Source organism: Lachnoclostridium sp. An138 (assembly GCF_002160765.1).
Taxonomy (GTDB): Bacteria; Bacillota; Clostridia; order Lachnospirales; family Lachnospiraceae; genus Laedolimicola; species Laedolimicola faecalis.
In genome coordinates, this window is the sequence record NZ_NFLF01000010.1 from 94,752 (window position 1) to 112,947 (window position 18,196).

Genomic DNA, 18,196 nt, shown 5'->3' on the forward strand with positions numbered 1-18,196 from the left:
TGAGAGCTCCGGAATGGCCCGGATAAGATAACAGATTTATTATAGGGGACCCCTATTTATTTGTCAACCGGCATCCCTTCCTTTGGATAGACCCTTGCAGGAATACAGACCTCATCTCCAATCTGAAGATTATAGATGTTGATATATGGATTCGCATAAAGAATGGCCCAGAGCGGCACATGATAGCGCCGGCTTAGCCGGTAGAGCGTATCGCCCTTTTGAACGGTGTGAAGAAAGCCCTGGCTATGCTGCATGACAAAACTCCATTCCTTCCTTATTTTATATATTGTACTATATGCGCTCTGTCAAATCTTTGTGATATACGCCCAGCTGAATGGGAAAATGACCGCCCCCATGTGAAAAATAACGGGAAAACAGCCTGTCAGTTTATACTTTTTTTATTTGCTTTCATTTTTTTACTGTCGTATAATGAGAAATGATGTCTGAAAACCTTTCAATATAGATAGAAAAGGAGGTTGCGGACTATCCGCGTAACATATATGAACGGTAATAATACATATACATTGGGAATCGATATCGGTTCCACCACAGTAAAAGTTGCGGTTCTCGACCAGGAGAACCAGCTTTTGTTTTCGGATTACGAGCGTCATTTCGCAAATATTCAGGAGACCCTGGCCGATCTTCTGGAAAAGGCGGAAGGGGAGCTTGGCGACCTGACTGTATACCCGGCTATCACCGGTTCCGGCGGCCTGACTCTGGCAAGGCACCTGGAAGTGCCCTTCATCCAGGAGGTTGTGGCCGTAGCGACAGCCCTTGAAAAAGCAGCGCCCCAGACCGATGTGGCTATTGAGCTGGGCGGCGAGGACGCGAAAATCATTTATTTTGAGGGCGGCAATGTGGAACAGCGTATGAACGGCATCTGCGCCGGCGGTACAGGCTCCTTCATTGACCAGATGGCTTCTCTTCTTCAGACGGACGCTTCCGGCCTGAACGAGTATGCCAAAAACTATCATTCCCTTTACACCATCGCGGCCCGCTGCGGTGTATTTGCAAAATCTGACATTCAACCGCTGATCAATGAGGGCGCGACAAAGGAAGACTTGTCTGCGTCTATTTTTCAGGCAGTGGTAAACCAGACTATCAGCGGCCTTGCCTGCGGAAAACCCATCCGCGGCCATGTGGCGTTCCTGGGCGGCCCCCTTCACTTTCTTTCCGAGCTGAAGGCGGCTTTTGTCCGTACCCTGAAGCTGGACGACGAGCACATTATCGCTCCGGAAAACTCCCATCTGTTCGCGGCCATTGGCTCTGCCCTGAGCTCCAGGCAGGAATCAGCTGTGTCCTTAAGCAGCATGAAGGAACGTCTCAAATCCCACATCAAGATGGATTTTGAAGTAGCCCGCATGGAGCCTCTGTTTGAGTCTGAACATGAATATGCCAAATTTCAGGAGCGCCACAGCCGCCACGAGGTGGCCAGAGGCGATTTCCAGGCTTACAAGGGCAACTGCTTCTTAGGCATCGACGCCGGAAGCACTACCACAAAGGCCGCCCTCGTTGGAGAGGACGGAGAGCTTCTTTATTCCTTTTACAGCAATAATAACGGAAGCACCTTAAAGACAACCATCCGCGCCATTCAGGAAATCTACCGTTTTCTTCCGAAAGACGCTCATATCGTCCGCTCCTGCTCCACAGGTTACGGAGAGGCGCTGGTAAAGGCCGCTCTGATGCTGGACGAGGGCGAAGTGGAGACAGTCGCCCACTACTATGCGGCTGAATTTTTCAATCCGAAGGTAGACTGCATCCTGGATATCGGCGGACAGGATATGAAGTGCATCCGCATCAAAAACCATACCGTAGACAGCGTGCAGCTGAATGAGGCCTGTTCCTCCGGCTGCGGTTCCTTTATCGAGACCTTTGCGCATTCTCTGAATTACAGCGTACAGGATTTCGCAAAGGCTGCTCTGTTCGCAAAGCACCCCATCGACCTGGGAACCCGCTGCACCGTATTTATGAATTCCAAAGTAAAGCAGGCTCAGAAGGAAGGCGCGGAAGTGGCCGATATCTCAGCCGGCCTTGCCTATTCCGTCATCAAGAACGCTTTGTTTAAGGTAATCAAGGTCTCTGACGCCTCCTCCCTTGGGCAGAACATCGTAGTCCAGGGCGGAACCTTTTACAATGACGCCGTTCTCCGCAGTTTCGAGAAGATCGCCGGCTGTGAGGCCGTCCGCCCTGACATCTCGGGCATCATGGGCGCCTTCGGCGCCGCTCTCATCGCAAGAGAACGCTATGAAGAGGGTGTGGAGACTACCATGCTTTCTATCGACCAGATCAACAATCTGGAATTTACGACAACCATGTCCAAGTGCAAGGGCTGTACCAACAACTGCCGTCTTACCATCAACCGCTTTACCGGCGGCCGCCAGTTCATCACCGGCAACCGCTGCGAGCGCGGTATCGGCAAGGAACGCAACAAGGACAATATCCCGAACCTTTATGAATACAAGAACAAGCGGATCTTCGGTTATGAGCCTCTGCCCGCGGACGAGGCCTCCCGCGGCCAGGTCGGTATTCCCCGTGTACTGAACTTCTATGAGAATTATCCGTTCTGGTACACCTTCTTTACCGAACTGAAATACCAGGTAGTGCTCTCTCCCGCTTCCACGCACAAGATCTACGAGCTGGGCATCGAATCCATCCCCAGCGAATCCGAGTGCTATCCGGCGAAACTGGCCCACGGCCATGTAACCTGGCTCATCCGCCAGGGACTGAAGTTCATCTTCTATCCCTGCGTGCCTTATGAGCGCAATGAATTCCCCGACGCAGGCAATCATTACAACTGCCCCATCGTGACCTCTTACGCGGAAAACATCAAGAACAACATCGATGAGCTCCACGGCGGAGACATTGATTTCTTCAATCCTTTCCTCTCCTTTGAAAGCGAGGAAATCCTGGAAAAGGCTCTGATCCGGGAGTTTGGAGCACACTGCCACATTCCGGCGGAGGAGATTTCCGCCGCCGCCAAAAAGGCATGGGATGAGCAGGCGAAGGTCCGCGAGGATATCAAGCGCAAGGGGGAAGAGACCCTGAAATACATGGAAGAGACCGGACACCGGGGCATTGTGCTGGCAGGCCGTCCTTACCATATCGACCCGGAAATCAACCATGGTATTCCGGAGCTGATCAATTCCTACGGTATCGCCGTGTTGACCGAGGATTCCATCAGCCACCTGCACGGTGTGGAGCGTCCTCTGTTTGTCATGGACCAGTGGATGTACCATTCCAGAATGTACGCAGCCGCAAGCTACGCAAGAACCCGGGATGACCTGGACGTCATCCAGCTGAATTCCTTCGGCTGCGGCCTGGACGCCGTGACCACCGATGAGGTCAGCGATATCCTGACAAACTCCGGCAAGATTTACACCTGCCTGAAGATCGACGAGGTCAACAACCTGGGAGCCGCGAGAATCCGTATCCGTTCCCTGATCTCCGCCCTCCGGGTGCGCGAGAGAAAGCAGGAATGCCGGACCGTGGAATCCACCGCCTACGAGCGTGTGGTATTTACCGAGGAAATGCGGAAGGATTACACCATCCTCTGCCCGCAGATGTCTCCGATTCACTTCGACGTGATCGAGCCTGCGTTCCGCTCCTGCGGCTATCATATCGACGTGCTTCCGGATTCTGACCGGGCGGCCATCGATATGGGACTGAAATATGTAAACAATGACGCCTGCTACCCCTCTCTTGTGGTAGTCGGCCAGATTATGACCGCCGTACTTTCCGGCAAATACGATCCGGATAAACTGGCTGTCATCATCACCCAGACGGGAGGCGGCTGCCGGGCTACCAACTATATCTCCTTTATCCGCCGTGCTCTGGCAAAGGCAGGACACGCGAATATTCCGGTAGTTTCCCTGAACCTGACCGGACTTGAGAGCAACCCCGGCTTCAAGATCACACCGGGCCTGGCCTTCAAGGGTCTGTATGGTCTTGTATTTGGAGACATCTTCATGCGGGTGCTCTACCGGATGCGTCCCTATGAGAAAGAACCCGGCTCCGCAGACAGACTGCATCAGAAATGGCTGAAGATCTGTCAGGATTTTGTATCCCAAAAGCATGTGTCCCACCGCCGCTTCGTCCAGATCTGCAAAGGAATTATCGAGGATTTTGACAAGCTTCCGATTTATGAGGATATGAAGAAGCCCAGAGTCGGCGTGGTCGGAGAGATTCTTGTAAAATACTCTCCTTCTGCCAACAATCATCTGGTGGAGCTTCTGGAATCGGAAGGGGCCGAGGCTGTGGTTCCGGAACTGATGGACTTCCTTCTGTACTGCTTCAAGAACTCCGAGTTCAAGGCAGACCACCTGGGAAAGAAGCGTTCCAGCGCCCGCACAGCCCGTCTGGGTATCATCGCCATGGAGTGGCTTCGCAAGCCGGCTGTCAAAGCTCTGAAAAAGAGCGTCCACTTCGGCACGCCCGGCAATATCGATGAAATGGCAGAACAGGCCACCGACATCGTATCCGTCGGCAACCAGACCGGCGAAGGCTGGTTCCTGACCGCCGAGATGCTGGAGCTGATCCACACCGGCATTCCGAACATCGTCTGCACGCAGCCCTTCGGCTGTCTGCCGAACCACGTAGTCGGCAAGGGCGTTATCAAGGAACTGCGCCGCCGCTACCCCACTTCCAATGTGGTAGCCATCGACTACGATCCCGGCGCCAGCGAGGTAAACCAGCTGAACCGTCTGAAGCTGATGCTGTCCACTGCGAATAAGCATTTGAATGAGGAGATAAAAGCTGGAAAAGGTTCAGACGGCACAGGCGGCACAGGTGCAAACGGCCAGTCTGGCTCATCTTCCCAAAACAGCCGCTCTGATAAGAGCAGCACTTCCGGCTCTCCTTCCGGAAACGGAATCGCTGCTGCAGAAAGCTTTTAAATCAAGATATTGCAATTTGTCCCTATAAAAGTCAGCAGGGGGGACTGCGATGGATGTTCCACGCAGTCCCCCCTGTTAAGCTCTCGGCTTAATGCCGGTGTACCAAGAGGCAATACATTCTCTTGTACATCAACACTATTCACTCCAAATATCTTTCATAGCTCCTTTTTAAATCATAGCAAAAACATTTCAGATAAGTCTGATCGAACCGGTTCGAAAATCTCAGCTCCTGCTCCATTCCAGCGCTGTCTGTCTGATATAACTCTCCCCTCACATCCATATGCCCTTTTCCGTCTCCCTGAAACGACAGATACATATGTACCCCGTAGGGTTCTTCTATTCTGGCGCTCCCGGACAGCTTTTCATACAGCCGGCACAAATCTGCGGCAAATTCCGCAAATTCTCTGATATCAATATCCATCGAAGCACTTCCGGAAAAATTGCCGCTTTGTACAGATACTTTCATACTTGTATTGCACGGATACGTGAGATCGCTTCGGAATACCTTCAGATTCAGTTTCATCTCAAAATCTTCTGCACGCAGTAAATGCTCCATGTTTCAAATATCACCTCACATCTTCCTGCACAGATGCTTGTAAATTACGGTTGCAGCCACATATTCCAGGACAGCCAGTCCAAACAGTGCCGCCACAAGTGCCGTATATTTCTGAAACAGGCTCATCACAAACGCTCCCACAAAACACAGAATCACAGTCACCGACCAGGCAATATACCCTGCCCGCCAGCGCAGCTGCATCTTTCTTTCATCCTTCAGATTAATCTGCTGCCGGCGCAGCTTCTCCTGATATTCTTCTCTGTTTTCGGGCCTCATATGGTACCAGTTTCCTACGACCCGTACAAGCCCGTTCGTCATAAAGGAAAAACCTATGGCAAAAAGCAGCGTGGAATAATATTCTATATCCAATTTCAGTCCCACAGCCATCATCACCATGCCGGCCACAATATAAACCGCCCAAAAAATTCTGTCCTTCTTTTTCATGCTCTCACCTCATAAATAGTAATTTTTACGCTTCTGTGTTTACAAACTCTTCCATCTATAAGCAGAAAACATCCCTGTTCCCATCTGTTCAGAAGCTCTTACATTTTTCTGCGCGCATACCATTGAAACCCAGCAAACATCACACCCTCTGCAGCTCCAGCCACCAGCAGAACAAAGACTATCCGATTCCCGGCGCCCAAAAGATTCGTTATAACAGCTGCCGTAAAACAACCCACCATAGTCACGCCATAAGTAAGATACCCGGCATAATGACGAATCTGCCTGTTCCTCTCATCATCCCACTCTATCCGCTGATGTCTCATCTCTGTTTCATATGATTCTCTGTTTTCCGGCTTTCTGTTATGCCAGAAGCGAAACAACTGGCCCAGGCTTCCCACAATCAGCGAAAAACCCATAACAACTAAGGCTCCCGAGTCAAAGAAACCGTTTTTTCCTGTTATTCCCAACACCGTCACAGCTGCCCCAATAAAAATGTAAACCAAAAAAATGATATTATCTTCCTTTTTCATGTTCCCCCTCCTCCTCATAAATAAAGATGTCCTCAATGCTCATCCCGAAGTACCGGGCAATCTTAAAGGCCAGAAGAATCGACGGATTATACCTTCCATTCTCCAGAGAACCTATGGTCTGCCGCGACACCTCCAGGGCGTCTGCCAGTTCTTCCTGCTTGATTCCTCTTTCTTTTCTCAATTCTTCCAGTCTGTTTTTCATCCGAATTCTGTCACCCTCTTTTGATGGAAAGTTTACTTTCCATATTTTTATTATACACGAAGAGATTCTTATGTCAAGTTTACTTTCCATTTTTAATAAGCTTTATCTCACCTGCCGCCATCCGATGTGTTGCCATATATCCTCAGAGCGCGCTTAAATCATAAAAACAAAGGAGCTGGACGCATCAATGATATAATGAATGTAACCACTGATACAGCCAGCTTCCTTAGAGCCCTGATATTTTATTTTCTTTCTCCTCCGGTCAGACCGCATTGAGCTGTCTGCCTTCCAGCCAGGAATAAAGATTTTCAAACACGATATCTGCTCTCTGCTCCAGAGATTCCACAGAGGCAAAGCCGATATGCGGCGTCACAATCGTATTCGGCGCGTGAAGAAGCGGATGGTCTTCCGGAAGAGGCGGCTCTTTATCAAATACGTCCAGAGCCGCTCCTGCAATCTGTCCGTCACTGAGAGCCGCAGCCAGAGCATCCTGATCTACGACACCGCCTCTGGCTGTGTTGATCAGAAACGCTGTTTTTTTCATCAGCGCCAGCTGTTCCTTTCCAATCATTCCCTTCGTCTCCGCAGTAAGCGGGCAGTGCAGGGATACGATATCCGCTGATGACAGAAGCTCTTCCAGAGATACCTGCCTGTCTACAGACGCATCCGTGATTTTGCTTCTGTTGTAAGCCAGTACGGTGCAGCCAAAGGCCTTGCAGAGAGCTGCGGTTCTTTTTCCAATAGCGCCTGCCCCCACGATTCCTACTGTCTTTCCACAGAGAAGATTGCCAATCAGGCCGTCCTTTGTACCGCCCGTCCGGCAGCGCTTTTCTGTCTTATTTACATTCCGAAGCAGCTGGATCATAAAGCTGACACAGAGCTCAGCCACCGCCTGAGTCGCATAACCGGAAGCATTGCTGACCGCAATTCCCTTCTTCCTTGCCGCTTCCATCGGAATATGATCGACGCCGGTAAAGGCTACGTCGATAAACTTCAGATGTTCCGCTTTATCAATGACCGCTTCAGACAGGGGCATATTCGCAAGCATGACTGCATCTGCATTTCGGCAGCGTTCCACCTGTACAGCAGGGTCCGTATTTTTTTCATACGCCGTAAAGCTGTGCCCCATATTCTCCAGTTTCTGCGCATGTTTCTCAATCACCCTCTCAGAAACACCCAGACTCTCCAGTAATACAATCCGCATAATAATATTTCCTCCCCTTCACATGTTGTTTTCCGGAACGGCGGTTTTCCATCCGCTGAACAGAAGCAGGCACAGCGGAACGAAAATCACACTGTCAAAGTGGAAAAACCGGTAAGTCGGTCCACAGAGCAGCAGCATGGTTCCGTAATTATAGGCTAAAACAGGAAGCGTCAGCACCAGGGCTTTCCATCCTTTTCCCTTCCGGGCAAATACAAACAGTGTGCACAGGATCAGCGCCAGCAGATGAATGCCATTGTAGGAAAAAAGCGTGTCCAGAGCGCTGTCCATCACCCAGTTGTCAAAATCATTCAGGACGGTCCTCATTCCGGCCCGGTCCTCTACATAGGAGAAATTCCACTCATTTTCCTGAATCTGATATTCCAGATCGGTGTGCCAGGGCGTAGTCCCCCTGATATCCCAGACCATACGCGTCACCTGGTAAACAGCCTGCAGGGAAAGCCCCGGCGCGTTCGCCGCCGTTCTGGCCGTGAAACTCAGGAAGTCCAGCGGGTCGGTGCTGGAAATCACCTGATTGGCGTTGGTCACAAATTTAAAGGAATTGTAATTTCCCATCTCGTAGATATCCCAGCGCTTCTCCGGGCCTATCTCTGCCAGAAATTCAGCCGCCTCCGGATCAAGGCTTTCCGGCGCTGTCTCATGAATATTGCAGAGAATCGTCATGGGCACGCCCACCGTCTCTACATAGGTCTGGGACGGACGGCTGGCCCCCACCAGATTGTAAACCGGATACTGGATAACCCACATCCCTGCCAGCATCAGCACCAGAGAAATGATGCTCTCCCGGCGAATCTCCTTAAAGAAAAAAACAGCCAGAATCAGAAACGGAATTGTATACAGAATACTGTTATGCCGGACCAGAGAAATGGAAATCAACACCAGAATCCACACCGCAAGGTTCCGCTTCTTCTTCAGCCATCTTCCGCCGCTCTTCCATACATGGATCAGATACACCGTAAACAGCAGCATGAAAAGTGTCAGCGCGCTGTCCTTCCACATGAAGAGCAGAATCCGGTGCGTCTGCGGATTCGCCGCCAGGAAGAACTCCGCAAGCAGCATTCCCCACACCGGAAAACGCCATTTTGCCATGGTGTAAAGCAGATATCCGCAGAGCAGGCTGTACAGCAGCAGCTGCATAAACACCGCAAAGCCGTAATGATTTACAACCTTTGTAAACAGGGCAATGATCAGCGTATGAAACACCGGGTGCCAGGTATCGTACTGGCTGTTCTGGATCTGCCACCACTGATCCAGGTTGTCCCAGTCAAAAGACCCCGGAAAATACGCGTAGAAATAAACCATCAGCCAGGCAAATACCAGACTGAAGCCCAAAAAGAACCAGAATCTGCGCCGCATTTTTTCTTTTTTCTCCGCAGCGTCTCTGTTCTCTCCCGCATTTTCGTCCGGAATACTGTCCGTCCCGGCGCCGCTCTCTTTCAGCTCCGCGCCGGAAAGACGGTATACGCACCACTGCAGCCCAAGATAAACCGGCACCGTCATAAGAAGCGCCGCCAGAATCTTGACTGTCCAGTATTTTGTATCCATGGGAACCGTCTCCATCATCTCCGGCAGAAGCCAGAGCAGGAAGACCAGATAAAAAGTCACAGCCGCAGTCAGGATAGTCAGCATAACCCGCGTGCCTTTTTCCTGCTGCTTATACCATCCTCTTGCCGCCTTGATCTGACTACACATTTTCAATCTGCCAGTCTATCGGCTCCAGGCCGTTTTTTACAAGAAACTCATTGGTCTTGCTGAAAGGCCGGCTTCCGAAAAAGCCCCGGTACGCCGAGAGGGGGCTCGGATGCGGTGCCTTCAGAATCAGATGCTTCGGGTTATTCAGCATCTGCGCCTTCTTCTGCGCGGGGCTTCCCCACAGGATGAATACAATCGGGCGGTCCTGCTCATTCAGAACGCGGATAGCCGCGTCCGTAAACTGCTCCCATCCCATACCCCGGTGGGAATTGGCCTGATGGGCCCGGACCGTCAGCACGGTGTTCAGCATCAGCACACCCTGCTTTGCCCATTTGACCAGATAGCCGTTGTTCGGAATATAGCAGCCCAGGTCATCGTGGAGCTCCTGATAGATGTTCACCAGAGACGGCGGAATCTCCACATCCGGCTTCACAGAAAAGCACAAGCCATGGGCCTGGCCGTCGTTGTGATAAGGGTCCTGGCCCAGAATCACCACCTTCACCTCATGCAGAGGCGTCAGATGAAAGGCATTGAAAATATCATCCGCAGGCGGAAATATCTTTCTGGTAGCGTACTCATTCTGCACAAATCTGAAAAGCTCTGCGTAATAAGGCTTTCCAAATTCCGGCTTCAGCGGCTCCAGCCAGTCATTCTGTATCATTCCCATTTTCTTTCTCTCCTGTCTCTTCCTGATTATTTTTCTGTTCCAGGGACCAGTCCTGCCGGTTCCACAGCTCTTCTGCCCAGGTCCGGGCAGCCATGGTATTTCCATACTCCATTACAAACCGGAGACGCTGCCCCGCCTGCTCCACATTTCCGTCCAGCAGATCCAGCTGGGCCAGACGGAACGTCCAGGCCACCTCCTGGCTCAGGTATCTCTTCTGTCCCAGCAAAAGCTGATTCAGAATCTCACGTTCTCTCTTCCTGTCCTGTGTCACGCAGGCAATCCTTCTGTCCCATACAAGAAGAAGCTGGTCCGCCAGTTTTTTCTCCCTGGGCTTTCCCTGCTCCTCCAGAGCAAGCAGCTGCCGCCTGCAGGCTTCAAAATCATCCTTCTGGTCTTTTACCAGACAGTAATCGCCCAGCAGATTCAGATGAGAGTACAAAAGACTTCTGTTCCGGACAGCCGGCGCCTGAAACTGTACCAGCTCCCGGTACACTGCGTCCCAGTCTTCCAGATATGACAGGGCTGCCGCGCAGAGCAGATGATGGCTGCTTTTCTGCGACGGCCTTTTCAGCTTTCTGCTCTGTCTTCCCAGCACCTCCAGAAATTTAACCGGATCACAGTCCGTATACAGAATTTGATAGATCCCTGCCACATGCAGGGCGAGGGCCGCAAAAAACACCAGAAGAATCAACAGAATCACAATGAAATAAAGCCCCAGAGACAGTTCCTCCGTATGCGTGATAAACACGGCTGCTGTCAGAATAATCAGCGCAACCGCAATTCCTGTCAGGAGAAATCTGACTCTCTGAAAACGCCTGATGCAGCCTGCCGCGTCCAGATTTCTGTATTTTGAAGGTTTCCTGCGTACATCTGTGGTCTTCATTTTCCGTCCCTTCCTTCTTTGGGAGCCAGAGTCTGCAGCCGCACCGGAACACCGCGTTCTCTTAAGTATTCCTTTACTTCCTGAATCTCCAGCTCTTTATAATGGAACAGCGAAGCAGCCAGCGCCGCGTCCGCTTTTCCTTCTGTCAGCGCTTCATAGAAATGTTCCTTTGTACCGGCGCCGCCGGAAGCGATCACCGGAATCGACACATTTTCCGCAATGGTACGCGTCAGCTCCAGATCATATCCCTCTTTTGTGCCGTCACAGTCCATGCTGGTCAGAAGAATCTCCCCTGCGCCAAGCCTGTCTGCCTTCATAGCCCACTCTACCGCGTCGATTCCCATATCTACGCGGCCGCCGTTTTTGAATATGTTCCAGCCGCTTCCGTCCTCTCTCCGCCTGGCGTCGATGGCCACTACCACACACTGGCTTCCGAACTTATCGGCCGCCTCGCTGATCAGTTCCGGCCGCATAATCGCCGCAGAATTGACGGAAATCTTGTCGGCCCCTTCCCGCAGGAGCGCCCTGAAATCCTCTACGCTCCGGATTCCCCCGCCTACCGTAAAAGGGATAAATACCTTTTCCGCCACCTTGCGCACCATATCCACCACAGTGGCCCGGGCGTCCGAGCTCGCCGTAATATCCAGAAATACCAGCTCATCCGCTCCGGCTGCGTCATAGGCCGCCGCAATCTCCACCGGATCTCCGGCGTCTCTTAAATTCACAAAATTCACGCCCTTGACCACACGGCCCGCGTGCACGTCCAGGCATGGAATAATCCGTTTTGTAAACATTTACCAGTCCTCCAGTTCCGCAAAATTCGTAACTGTTCACTTCCTTCACAGTTACGATTCGCAAACCATGAAAATCAGCTTCGCTGATGAGGTTTGCTCACACCTGATTCACTTTCTTACGGCCTCATCAGCAAGTGATTCGGCCTGTGCTGGACAGTTCCGCAAAATTCTTCAGAATCTTAAGACCTGTGCGGCTGCTTTTTTCCGGATGGAACTGGCAGGCAAACACATTGCCGCTCTCCACCGAGGCGTCGATCCGGACTCCGTATTCCGTCACTGCCTTCACAATCTGCGGATCGGCCGCCTTCAGATAATAGGAGTGTACAAAATAGACATACGGTTCCTCTTCCAGTCCTGCAAAAAGCCGCCCCTGATTCTGAAGTTTCAGGGAGTTCCAGCCGATATGCGGAACCTTTAAATCTTCCCTGTCCGGAATCCGCAGGATTTCTCCCTTCAGAATTCCAAGTCCTTCCACACCGGGCGCCTCAGCGCTTCGCTCAAAGAGCAGCTGAAGCCCCAGGCAGATTCCCAGAAAGGGCTTTCCCTGCCGCGCCGTTTCCCGGATGACTTCCTCCAGCCCGTAGCCTTTCAGCTTTTCCATGGCATCCCCGAAATTTCCCACACCCGGCAGAATTACTTTATCGGCGCTCAAAATCTTTTCCCTGTCCCGGGTCACAAGCACATCCTGTCCCAGATACAGCAGCGCCTTTTCCACACTTTTCAGGTTTCCGGCGTCATAATCGATAATCGCAATCATAAGCTTCACTCCTCGTCTGTCAAATCAGGACCCGTCCGCGGGACTTGTGCGTGGGATTCGGGTCAGCGTCGGATGACATGAGTTAAGTTTACTATATTTTTCGTTTTTCTTCAACACTTTATGGCCAAAGCTCCTGCCCGGGCCCGCTGCCGGAAAGAGCAAAAAAGCGCTGAGCCGCAAAAGGAATCAACGCTTTCTTGTTTTCTTTATCTTTTACTTCCGCTGATGTGCCGGTTCTCTGCTTTCAGATTTCAGGCCCACACAAAATGTTCTGTTCCGGCTCCCGCCTCAAAGTGATATTTTACAATTCCCAGATCGATTTTTGTATAGAATCCTATTCCTGCCTTCACTGACACCCGGTTTCCGCTTAAGGCAAACGTAAATTTCTGCTGATTCATTGCTGTGGGAGCAAACAGCGCCGCTTCCACCCCGGCCCGGAACCATTCCGGCTGCGCTCCGTCTCCTTTTACTACCTCATCAGCCGTTTTTACCTTGTGGGCGCTTCCCTGATTTTTTCCATAACCAATGGAAATCACGATACAGAGCTTCTCGCCGTCGTCTATCCGGAAAGCTGTCTTTATCTTACTGTAGGTCATGGCTGCCCAGCAGGTATTCAGTCCCATCTGCTGAGCCTTCAGCACAAGCCTTTCCCCGTAATAGCCGCACTTTTCTTCAAGGTCCGGCCCCTTTTTCCCAATCATTGCGATATAATTGGTGACGCCGCTGAATTTTCCATAGTGAGCCATAAAGCCATCGAAGGCCTTCGGCTCATTTCTCACCAGTTGAATATGCAGTCTGCTTTCCTGGTTGCAGGCGTCTATCTCTGCCTGCAGCTCTTCGACAGCTTTCTTCTCCAGCGGCTTATCCATATACTGGCGCACGCTGTGGCGCGCTTTCATTGCTTCCATTAAATCCATGTTTTTCTTCCTCCATTTATTCTTGATTTCAGTGTCAGTCCGTAAGCTCTATGGTCTGTTCTTCCACTTCCGGATCGTGGTTTGCGGCGGCCAGCAGACAGTTCTCGTCTGCCGCGCACTGGCAAACCCATTCCAGGGATTTCTCCGCCAGTTTTGCGTTTACCGTAAAACCAGGAATCAGTTTTTCCCTGATAGAGCGCTGTGTATACACGCTGTCACCTGCCAGAACCACATACTTTCCTCCGCCGCTTACCACCGCGCTGAACATCCCGTGCGTATGCCCGGGCGTATTGACCAGCACCACGCTTCCGTCGCCAAACACATCATAGCTTCTGCCCACCGGTCCGATTCCTGTATTTTCATACTCGAACGGCTCCACATTTGCAAAATTCCAGTTCGTTTTCACATAGCGGAAAAAGTATTTTCTGGAATCTTCTAATTCTTCTCTGGCAGCCATGATCCGCTTTGCTTCTCTCACAAGACAAAGTCCGCTTGTATGGTCAAAATCCATATGGCTGAAAAAAATATAATCCAGATCCTGCGCCCGGAGATTGTGCTCCGAAAGCTTATCATCGACACTTTCACCTTCTTTTATGACAGGCGTGCTGATGCCATTTAAAAGGCCCCCGAACCGGTGCGGCTTCTCATATACATATTTGCTGTCCCAGCCTGTGTCAATCAGGATTTTCCCTTTGGGATGTTCGATCAGATAACAAGATACAGGCAGAATCACTTTCTTTTCTTCCCCGCGGAACAGACCGGTCACTGCCAGCGGATTTTTCTCCTTGTACGGAATTGCCTGATCAACCCTCACTGATCCTGTATGAAAAATGTGCACCTTAATCATCGTTTCCACTCCTGTCAGGCAGCTGCTCCATGATTTCTTTTGCGTGCGTAAGCATCGCTATCAGCCTATCCATGGCTTCCGCATCGGCGTCAAAATAGTAATAATTTTTTGTGCCTTCCCTGCGCATTTTCAAAAGGCCAGCCGCCTTTAATATCTGAATGTGATGGGATACGGCAGGACGGGAAAGATTCGTCTTTTCTGTAATCGCTCCAATGCGGACGCCTCCGCACTCCCCCATCCGCATCATTTCCAGAATCAGATGCTGACGGTTCTCATCCCCCAATGCAAGCAGAATCTGCCGGCAGCTTTCAAATTCCTCCGCCAGAAGGTTAATCTCCTGGTGATGCTCCGACATGGATTCACCTCCTTTGGTTCATTTGCTTAAACGATTATACCATAGTTTTTCTTCCTTTGGGCAATGGGAAAGAAAATCGAGACGATTGCCTTTCTCTGACCGCCGTGTTAAACTAAAGAAAATATACCCTGTTGATAAGGGCATACACGCCTTGTCAACAGGGTAGAGGAGTTGTGATTTTATGAAATTTACAGAACGTATCCGGAAACCTTCCGTCCGCCGGCTGACCCCGCTCCACGGGATCGCAGCCTTTGTCATCATTATGCTGCTGTTTCTCTTTGTCTTTGCGCCCCTGCAGTACTATTTCGGCATGCTGGGGCTGGCGCTGACGGAGCTGGGGCTTCTGGCCTGCACCCTTCTTGCTGTCCGCATCACCGGACAGAGCTTCCGCAGCGTCTTTCCCATCCGGCTTCCGAAATTCGGCCAGGTGATGGGAACCCTGCTGCTCTGGGCCGGCTGCTTTCTGTCGGTTATGCTGGTGACTCTGATTCTCATGTGCTTTTTCCCGGAAGGATATCTGCAGGTCAGCAGCAGCATAAATTCTGTCTTTTCCACAGTTCCGGCGCCCTTGCGCTTCTTTATCGTTGCTGTGATGCCTGCCGTCTGTGAGGAAGCCATGCACAGAGGTTTTATCCAGTACAGTTTTCAGTCAATCCGCAGGGACTGGGTTATCATTCTCTGCATGGGACTGATTTTCGGTCTGTTCCACATGGACCCTTACCGTTTTCTCCCTACGGCCCTGCTGGGCATCGGGTTATCCTATGTCATGCAGAAGACTCACAATCTTCTATTGCCGGCCCTGTTTCATTTTACCAATAATTTTCTGTCGTTCCTGTCCACGCTTGGCGCCCCGGCAGAGACCGCAGAACAGTCTGCCGCGCTGATGACCGGGCCTTCCTGGCTTCTGCCCGCTCTTGGCTCCTACCTGATGCTCGGAGCGCTGGCTCCGGTTCTGCTTTATACAGGAAGTTATCTGATTCGCAGAGCCTCCGGTTCTCTTCCCAGAAGATCTCAGGGGCAGACTATCACTACAGTCATTGTCATTCTTCTGCTCAGCGGCATCATGCTGATCTCAGGCTTTGCGCTGCTTCTTTTCAGCGCCAGCAGATTAATGAATACGGAATCATTCTTGCAGATAGGAATGTCCTGAAAAACAGGATAAACCGGATAAAAAAGTATTCCAAAAACCAGGGCGGCCCCCGTGATCCGGAGATGCTTCTCCAGACCGCAGGGGCCGCCCTTTCTTATCTGTTGAATTCTGTTATTTTTTCTTCTTTGTTCCAAAAAGGCCGGACTTATACGCATCCACATACTCGACACAGCTGCCTTCTTCTTCCAGGCCCAGCAATGCGGCCGCCGCATAAGCGGCACCCAAAACATCTCTGTCCACATCATTCAGATTCATGGCGTCCACGCCGGCTCCCAGCCTTTTCATCGCAAGGGCGACCGCCGCCATTTCTGCGTATTTCCGTCCTTCCTGTTCAGAAACGCCTCTCTCCGAAAGCGGAAAGCCGCAGCTTTCTGCCCCGCTTTTCTGTACAGCAGCCGCCAGGTCCTGCTGCCTGTTCTCCGGAAACGCCAGCAGCTTTTCCGCCGCGTCAGCCACAGCCAGGAGGCCGCGGTCCAGCGGGTCCAGAATGCCGCAGTCCAGACCGTGGGCAAGCATCAATACCGCGAAACTGTAATTCATATATTTCCGCGCCGGCAGACCATGCGAGATATTGCTGATGGCAGAAGTAATGTGAAGCGCGGGATACCTGCTCCGGATCTCGTCAGCCACCTTTGCGACCATGGCGATTCCCGGGCCGTCTTCCTGCTCCGGATCGATATAAGCCTCCGCTTCGACGATCGGATCAATATGGATTCTGGACGGATCGATTCCGTATGCTTCTGCTTTTCTCATAATCCTGTCAAGGACCTTCAGTCTGTCAGCAGCGCATTGGGGAATCCCGTCATCGTCACTGAGCATGGCAATCACTTCCCAGCCCGGATTTTCTCTCATAATTCCAAATATCCGGTCAACCTCTTTCGTCTTTTCCATGGACACAGAATTAAAGAGTCCGGGCCGTCTGCAGAACTGATATGCCCGCGCCAGCGTCTCCGTGCTTGGACTGTCTATGGAAATGGGCGTATCGGTAACGCTCTGGACCTGATCAATCATCCAGCGAAGCGTCTCCAGCTCTTCAAATTCCACAGAAGCGCATACATCGATGAAATCAGCTCCTGCTTCCGCCTGCCTGCGCGCCATATCACGAATCCAGTCCGCATCCCGCCGTGCAATCGCTCTTGCGGCAGCCGGAATGCTTCCATTGATCTTCTCACCAACAACAATCATGCCACACCTTTTATTTCTTATAGGTTCCGTACTTTTCAAAGCATTCCAGCTCAAAAAGCATCGTCTCTTTCGTAATGCCGATAGCGTCAAGGTAACCGTACTCTACGCCGATAAATCCACCCTTCGGAGTTCCCCATTTCTCTATCAGTTCTTTTGCTTCTCTCTCAATTTTCTCTCTGTCTCCTGTAGGAAGCGTATCCTGGATGTCTACAGAAGCTTCAAAACAGATCCTTCCCTGGCCGATTTTGGATATCTCATCAATTCCTACCAGGTTCGGCTGATGGATATTGATGATATCCGCGCCAAGCTCTATCAGATCTTCCAGAATGTCATTGATTTTTCCGTCCGTATGGAAACGGATATCCATGCCGCACTCATGGGCTTTGTCAAACACACGCTTATACTGCGGCTTGAAAATCTCCCGGAATGAATTGGGCGGGATCATCAGCGCCTGCTGGGTTCCCCAGTCATCGGTCGTATCATAGCAGTGGATACGTCCTTTTCCCAGCCGATATGCCTCCTCAATGATTCCGATCTGGTAATCCGCCAGTTTTCTGGCGAACTCTGCCGTCTCTTCCGGCAGCATCAGAATATCGCAGAGGGTATTTTCAAAGCCATGCAGAAAATGCATACGCTCAAAAATACACTGGGGGCTGTTGAGCTGTACGTAAAGATTTTTCTCCTCAGCCGCTTTCAGCGCTTCTTCCAGTCCGTCAAACCGTCCCTCCGCTTTCGGATCGGGGAACTCGTAGCTTTCCAGATCCTCTTCCAGATCCTCCAGAACGATGTTGCAGGGCTCGCCCATATTGGCTTCCTGTCCGTCGCTTCTCCAGAGGCATCCCCATTCGTCGTATTCCTTGTCTTTGGGGCGCACTTTCTTAGATACACTGTATGTCTTGCTGTTATCCCGTTTATCCTTCGGGGGAAGTACAAAAATACGGCACACGTCTCCCTTTCCGGCAATCCTGTCAAACCGCAGTCCGATCCGATCCGGATTCTGAAAATGGATATTTGCCTTCATAATTTCATAACTGGTCATATGTTCTGTTTCCTCTCTCTCCTGTCCTGCTTTCAGCATCGGAGATAACCTGCCTGTCCGGGAA

The 18,196-nt window shown here is 51.3% G+C and carries 18 protein-coding genes; 2 read left to right on the forward strand and 16 right to left on the reverse strand.

The window, feature by feature from the left end:
• Positions 1 to 56: 56 nt before the first annotated feature.
• Positions 57 to 254: a LysM peptidoglycan-binding domain-containing protein gene (locus B5E82_RS10115; protein ID WP_087307423.1), complete on the reverse strand. Its 198-nt coding sequence runs from the start codon at positions 252 to 254 to the stop codon at positions 57 to 59.
• A gap of 246 nt (positions 255 to 500) precedes the next feature.
• Here B5E82_RS10115 and B5E82_RS10120 point away from each other — a divergent pair, with 246 nt between their 5' ends.
• A complete protein-coding gene (locus tag B5E82_RS10120) occupies positions 501 to 4,892 on the forward strand; it encodes a 2-hydroxyacyl-CoA dehydratase (protein WP_087307424.1) in 4,392 nt (1,463 codons plus the stop codon).
• Between the two features lie 139 nt (positions 4,893 to 5,031).
• On the opposite strand, the gene B5E82_RS10125 is transcribed toward B5E82_RS10120, so the two are convergent.
• From B5E82_RS10125 to B5E82_RS10185, 13 genes are all read right to left on the reverse strand, one after another.
• A complete protein-coding gene (locus tag B5E82_RS10125; protein WP_087307425.1) occupies positions 5,032 to 5,448 on the reverse strand; it encodes a WapI family immunity protein in 417 nt (138 codons plus the stop codon).
• A gap of 15 nt (positions 5,449 to 5,463) precedes the next feature.
• Positions 5,464 to 5,892 (reverse strand): hypothetical protein, encoded by a 429-nt coding sequence (locus B5E82_RS10130; protein ID WP_087307426.1) that lies wholly within the window; start codon positions 5,890 to 5,892, stop codon positions 5,464 to 5,466.
• Between the two features lie 98 nt (positions 5,893 to 5,990).
• Positions 5,991 to 6,422, reverse strand: a complete 432-nt coding sequence (locus B5E82_RS10135) for a hypothetical protein (RefSeq protein ID WP_087307427.1) — start codon at positions 6,420 to 6,422, stop codon at positions 5,991 to 5,993.
• Positions 6,406 to 6,624: a helix-turn-helix transcriptional regulator gene (locus tag B5E82_RS10140; protein WP_087307428.1), complete on the reverse strand. Its 219-nt coding sequence runs from the start codon at positions 6,622 to 6,624 to the stop codon at positions 6,406 to 6,408. The genes B5E82_RS10135 and B5E82_RS10140 overlap by 17 nt, the downstream gene beginning before the upstream one ends.
• Positions 6,625 to 6,886: 262 nt before the next feature.
• Positions 6,887 to 7,828: a 2-hydroxyacid dehydrogenase gene (locus B5E82_RS10145; protein ID WP_087307429.1), complete on the reverse strand. Its 942-nt coding sequence runs from the start codon at positions 7,826 to 7,828 to the stop codon at positions 6,887 to 6,889.
• Positions 7,829 to 7,846: 18 nt separating this feature from the next.
• Positions 7,847 to 9,538 carry a glycosyltransferase family 39 protein gene (locus B5E82_RS10150; protein ID WP_087307430.1) on the reverse strand — a complete coding sequence of 564 codons (1,692 nt, stop codon included), beginning with the start codon at positions 9,536 to 9,538 and terminating at the stop codon, positions 7,847 to 7,849.
• The gene (locus tag B5E82_RS10155) at positions 9,531 to 10,205 is read right to left on the reverse strand and encodes a uracil-DNA glycosylase (RefSeq protein WP_087307431.1); all 675 of its coding nucleotides are present in this window, start codon (positions 10,203 to 10,205) and stop codon (positions 9,531 to 9,533) included. Before B5E82_RS10155 ends, B5E82_RS10150 begins: the two co-directional genes overlap by 8 nt.
• Positions 10,186 to 11,088, reverse strand: a complete 903-nt coding sequence (locus B5E82_RS10160; protein WP_087307432.1) for a DUF998 domain-containing protein — start codon at positions 11,086 to 11,088, stop codon at positions 10,186 to 10,188. The genes B5E82_RS10155 and B5E82_RS10160 overlap by 20 nt, the downstream gene beginning before the upstream one ends.
• A complete protein-coding gene (hisF, locus tag B5E82_RS10165) occupies positions 11,085 to 11,882 on the reverse strand; it encodes an imidazole glycerol phosphate synthase subunit HisF (protein WP_087307433.1) in 798 nt (265 codons plus the stop codon). Before hisF ends, B5E82_RS10160 begins: the two co-directional genes overlap by 4 nt.
• A 127-nt stretch (positions 11,883 to 12,009) precedes the next feature.
• Entirely contained in the window at positions 12,010 to 12,639 is a 630-nt protein-coding gene (gene hisH / locus B5E82_RS10170; RefSeq protein WP_087307434.1) for an imidazole glycerol phosphate synthase subunit HisH, read from the reverse strand.
• Positions 12,640 to 12,890: 251 nt separating this feature from the next.
• Positions 12,891 to 13,556, reverse strand: coding sequence for a nitroreductase family protein (locus tag B5E82_RS10175; RefSeq protein ID WP_087307435.1), 666 nt, complete (start codon positions 13,554 to 13,556; stop codon positions 12,891 to 12,893).
• A 34-nt stretch (positions 13,557 to 13,590) separates the two neighbouring features.
• Entirely contained in the window at positions 13,591 to 14,403 is an 813-nt protein-coding gene (locus B5E82_RS10180) for an N-acyl homoserine lactonase family protein (protein ID WP_087307436.1), read from the reverse strand.
• Complete coding sequence (locus B5E82_RS10185) at positions 14,396 to 14,758, reverse strand: ArsR/SmtB family transcription factor (RefSeq protein ID WP_087307437.1); 363 nt, start codon at positions 14,756 to 14,758, stop codon at positions 14,396 to 14,398. The genes B5E82_RS10180 and B5E82_RS10185 overlap by 8 nt, the downstream gene beginning before the upstream one ends.
• 181 nt (positions 14,759 to 14,939) lie before the next feature.
• Here B5E82_RS10185 and B5E82_RS10190 point away from each other — a divergent pair, with 181 nt between their 5' ends.
• A complete protein-coding gene (locus tag B5E82_RS10190) occupies positions 14,940 to 15,908 on the forward strand; it encodes a type II CAAX endopeptidase family protein (RefSeq protein WP_087307438.1) in 969 nt (322 codons plus the stop codon).
• A gap of 111 nt (positions 15,909 to 16,019) precedes the next feature.
• On the opposite strand, the gene B5E82_RS10195 is transcribed toward B5E82_RS10190, so the two are convergent.
• Complete coding sequence (locus B5E82_RS10195) at positions 16,020 to 17,093, reverse strand: dihydropteroate synthase (RefSeq protein ID WP_087307439.1); 1,074 nt, start codon at positions 17,091 to 17,093, stop codon at positions 16,020 to 16,022.
• Positions 17,094 to 17,103: 10 nt separating this feature from the next.
• A complete protein-coding gene (locus B5E82_RS10200) occupies positions 17,104 to 18,132 on the reverse strand; it encodes a uroporphyrinogen decarboxylase family protein (RefSeq protein ID WP_162610758.1) in 1,029 nt (342 codons plus the stop codon).
• Positions 18,133 to 18,196: the final 64 nt, after the last annotated feature.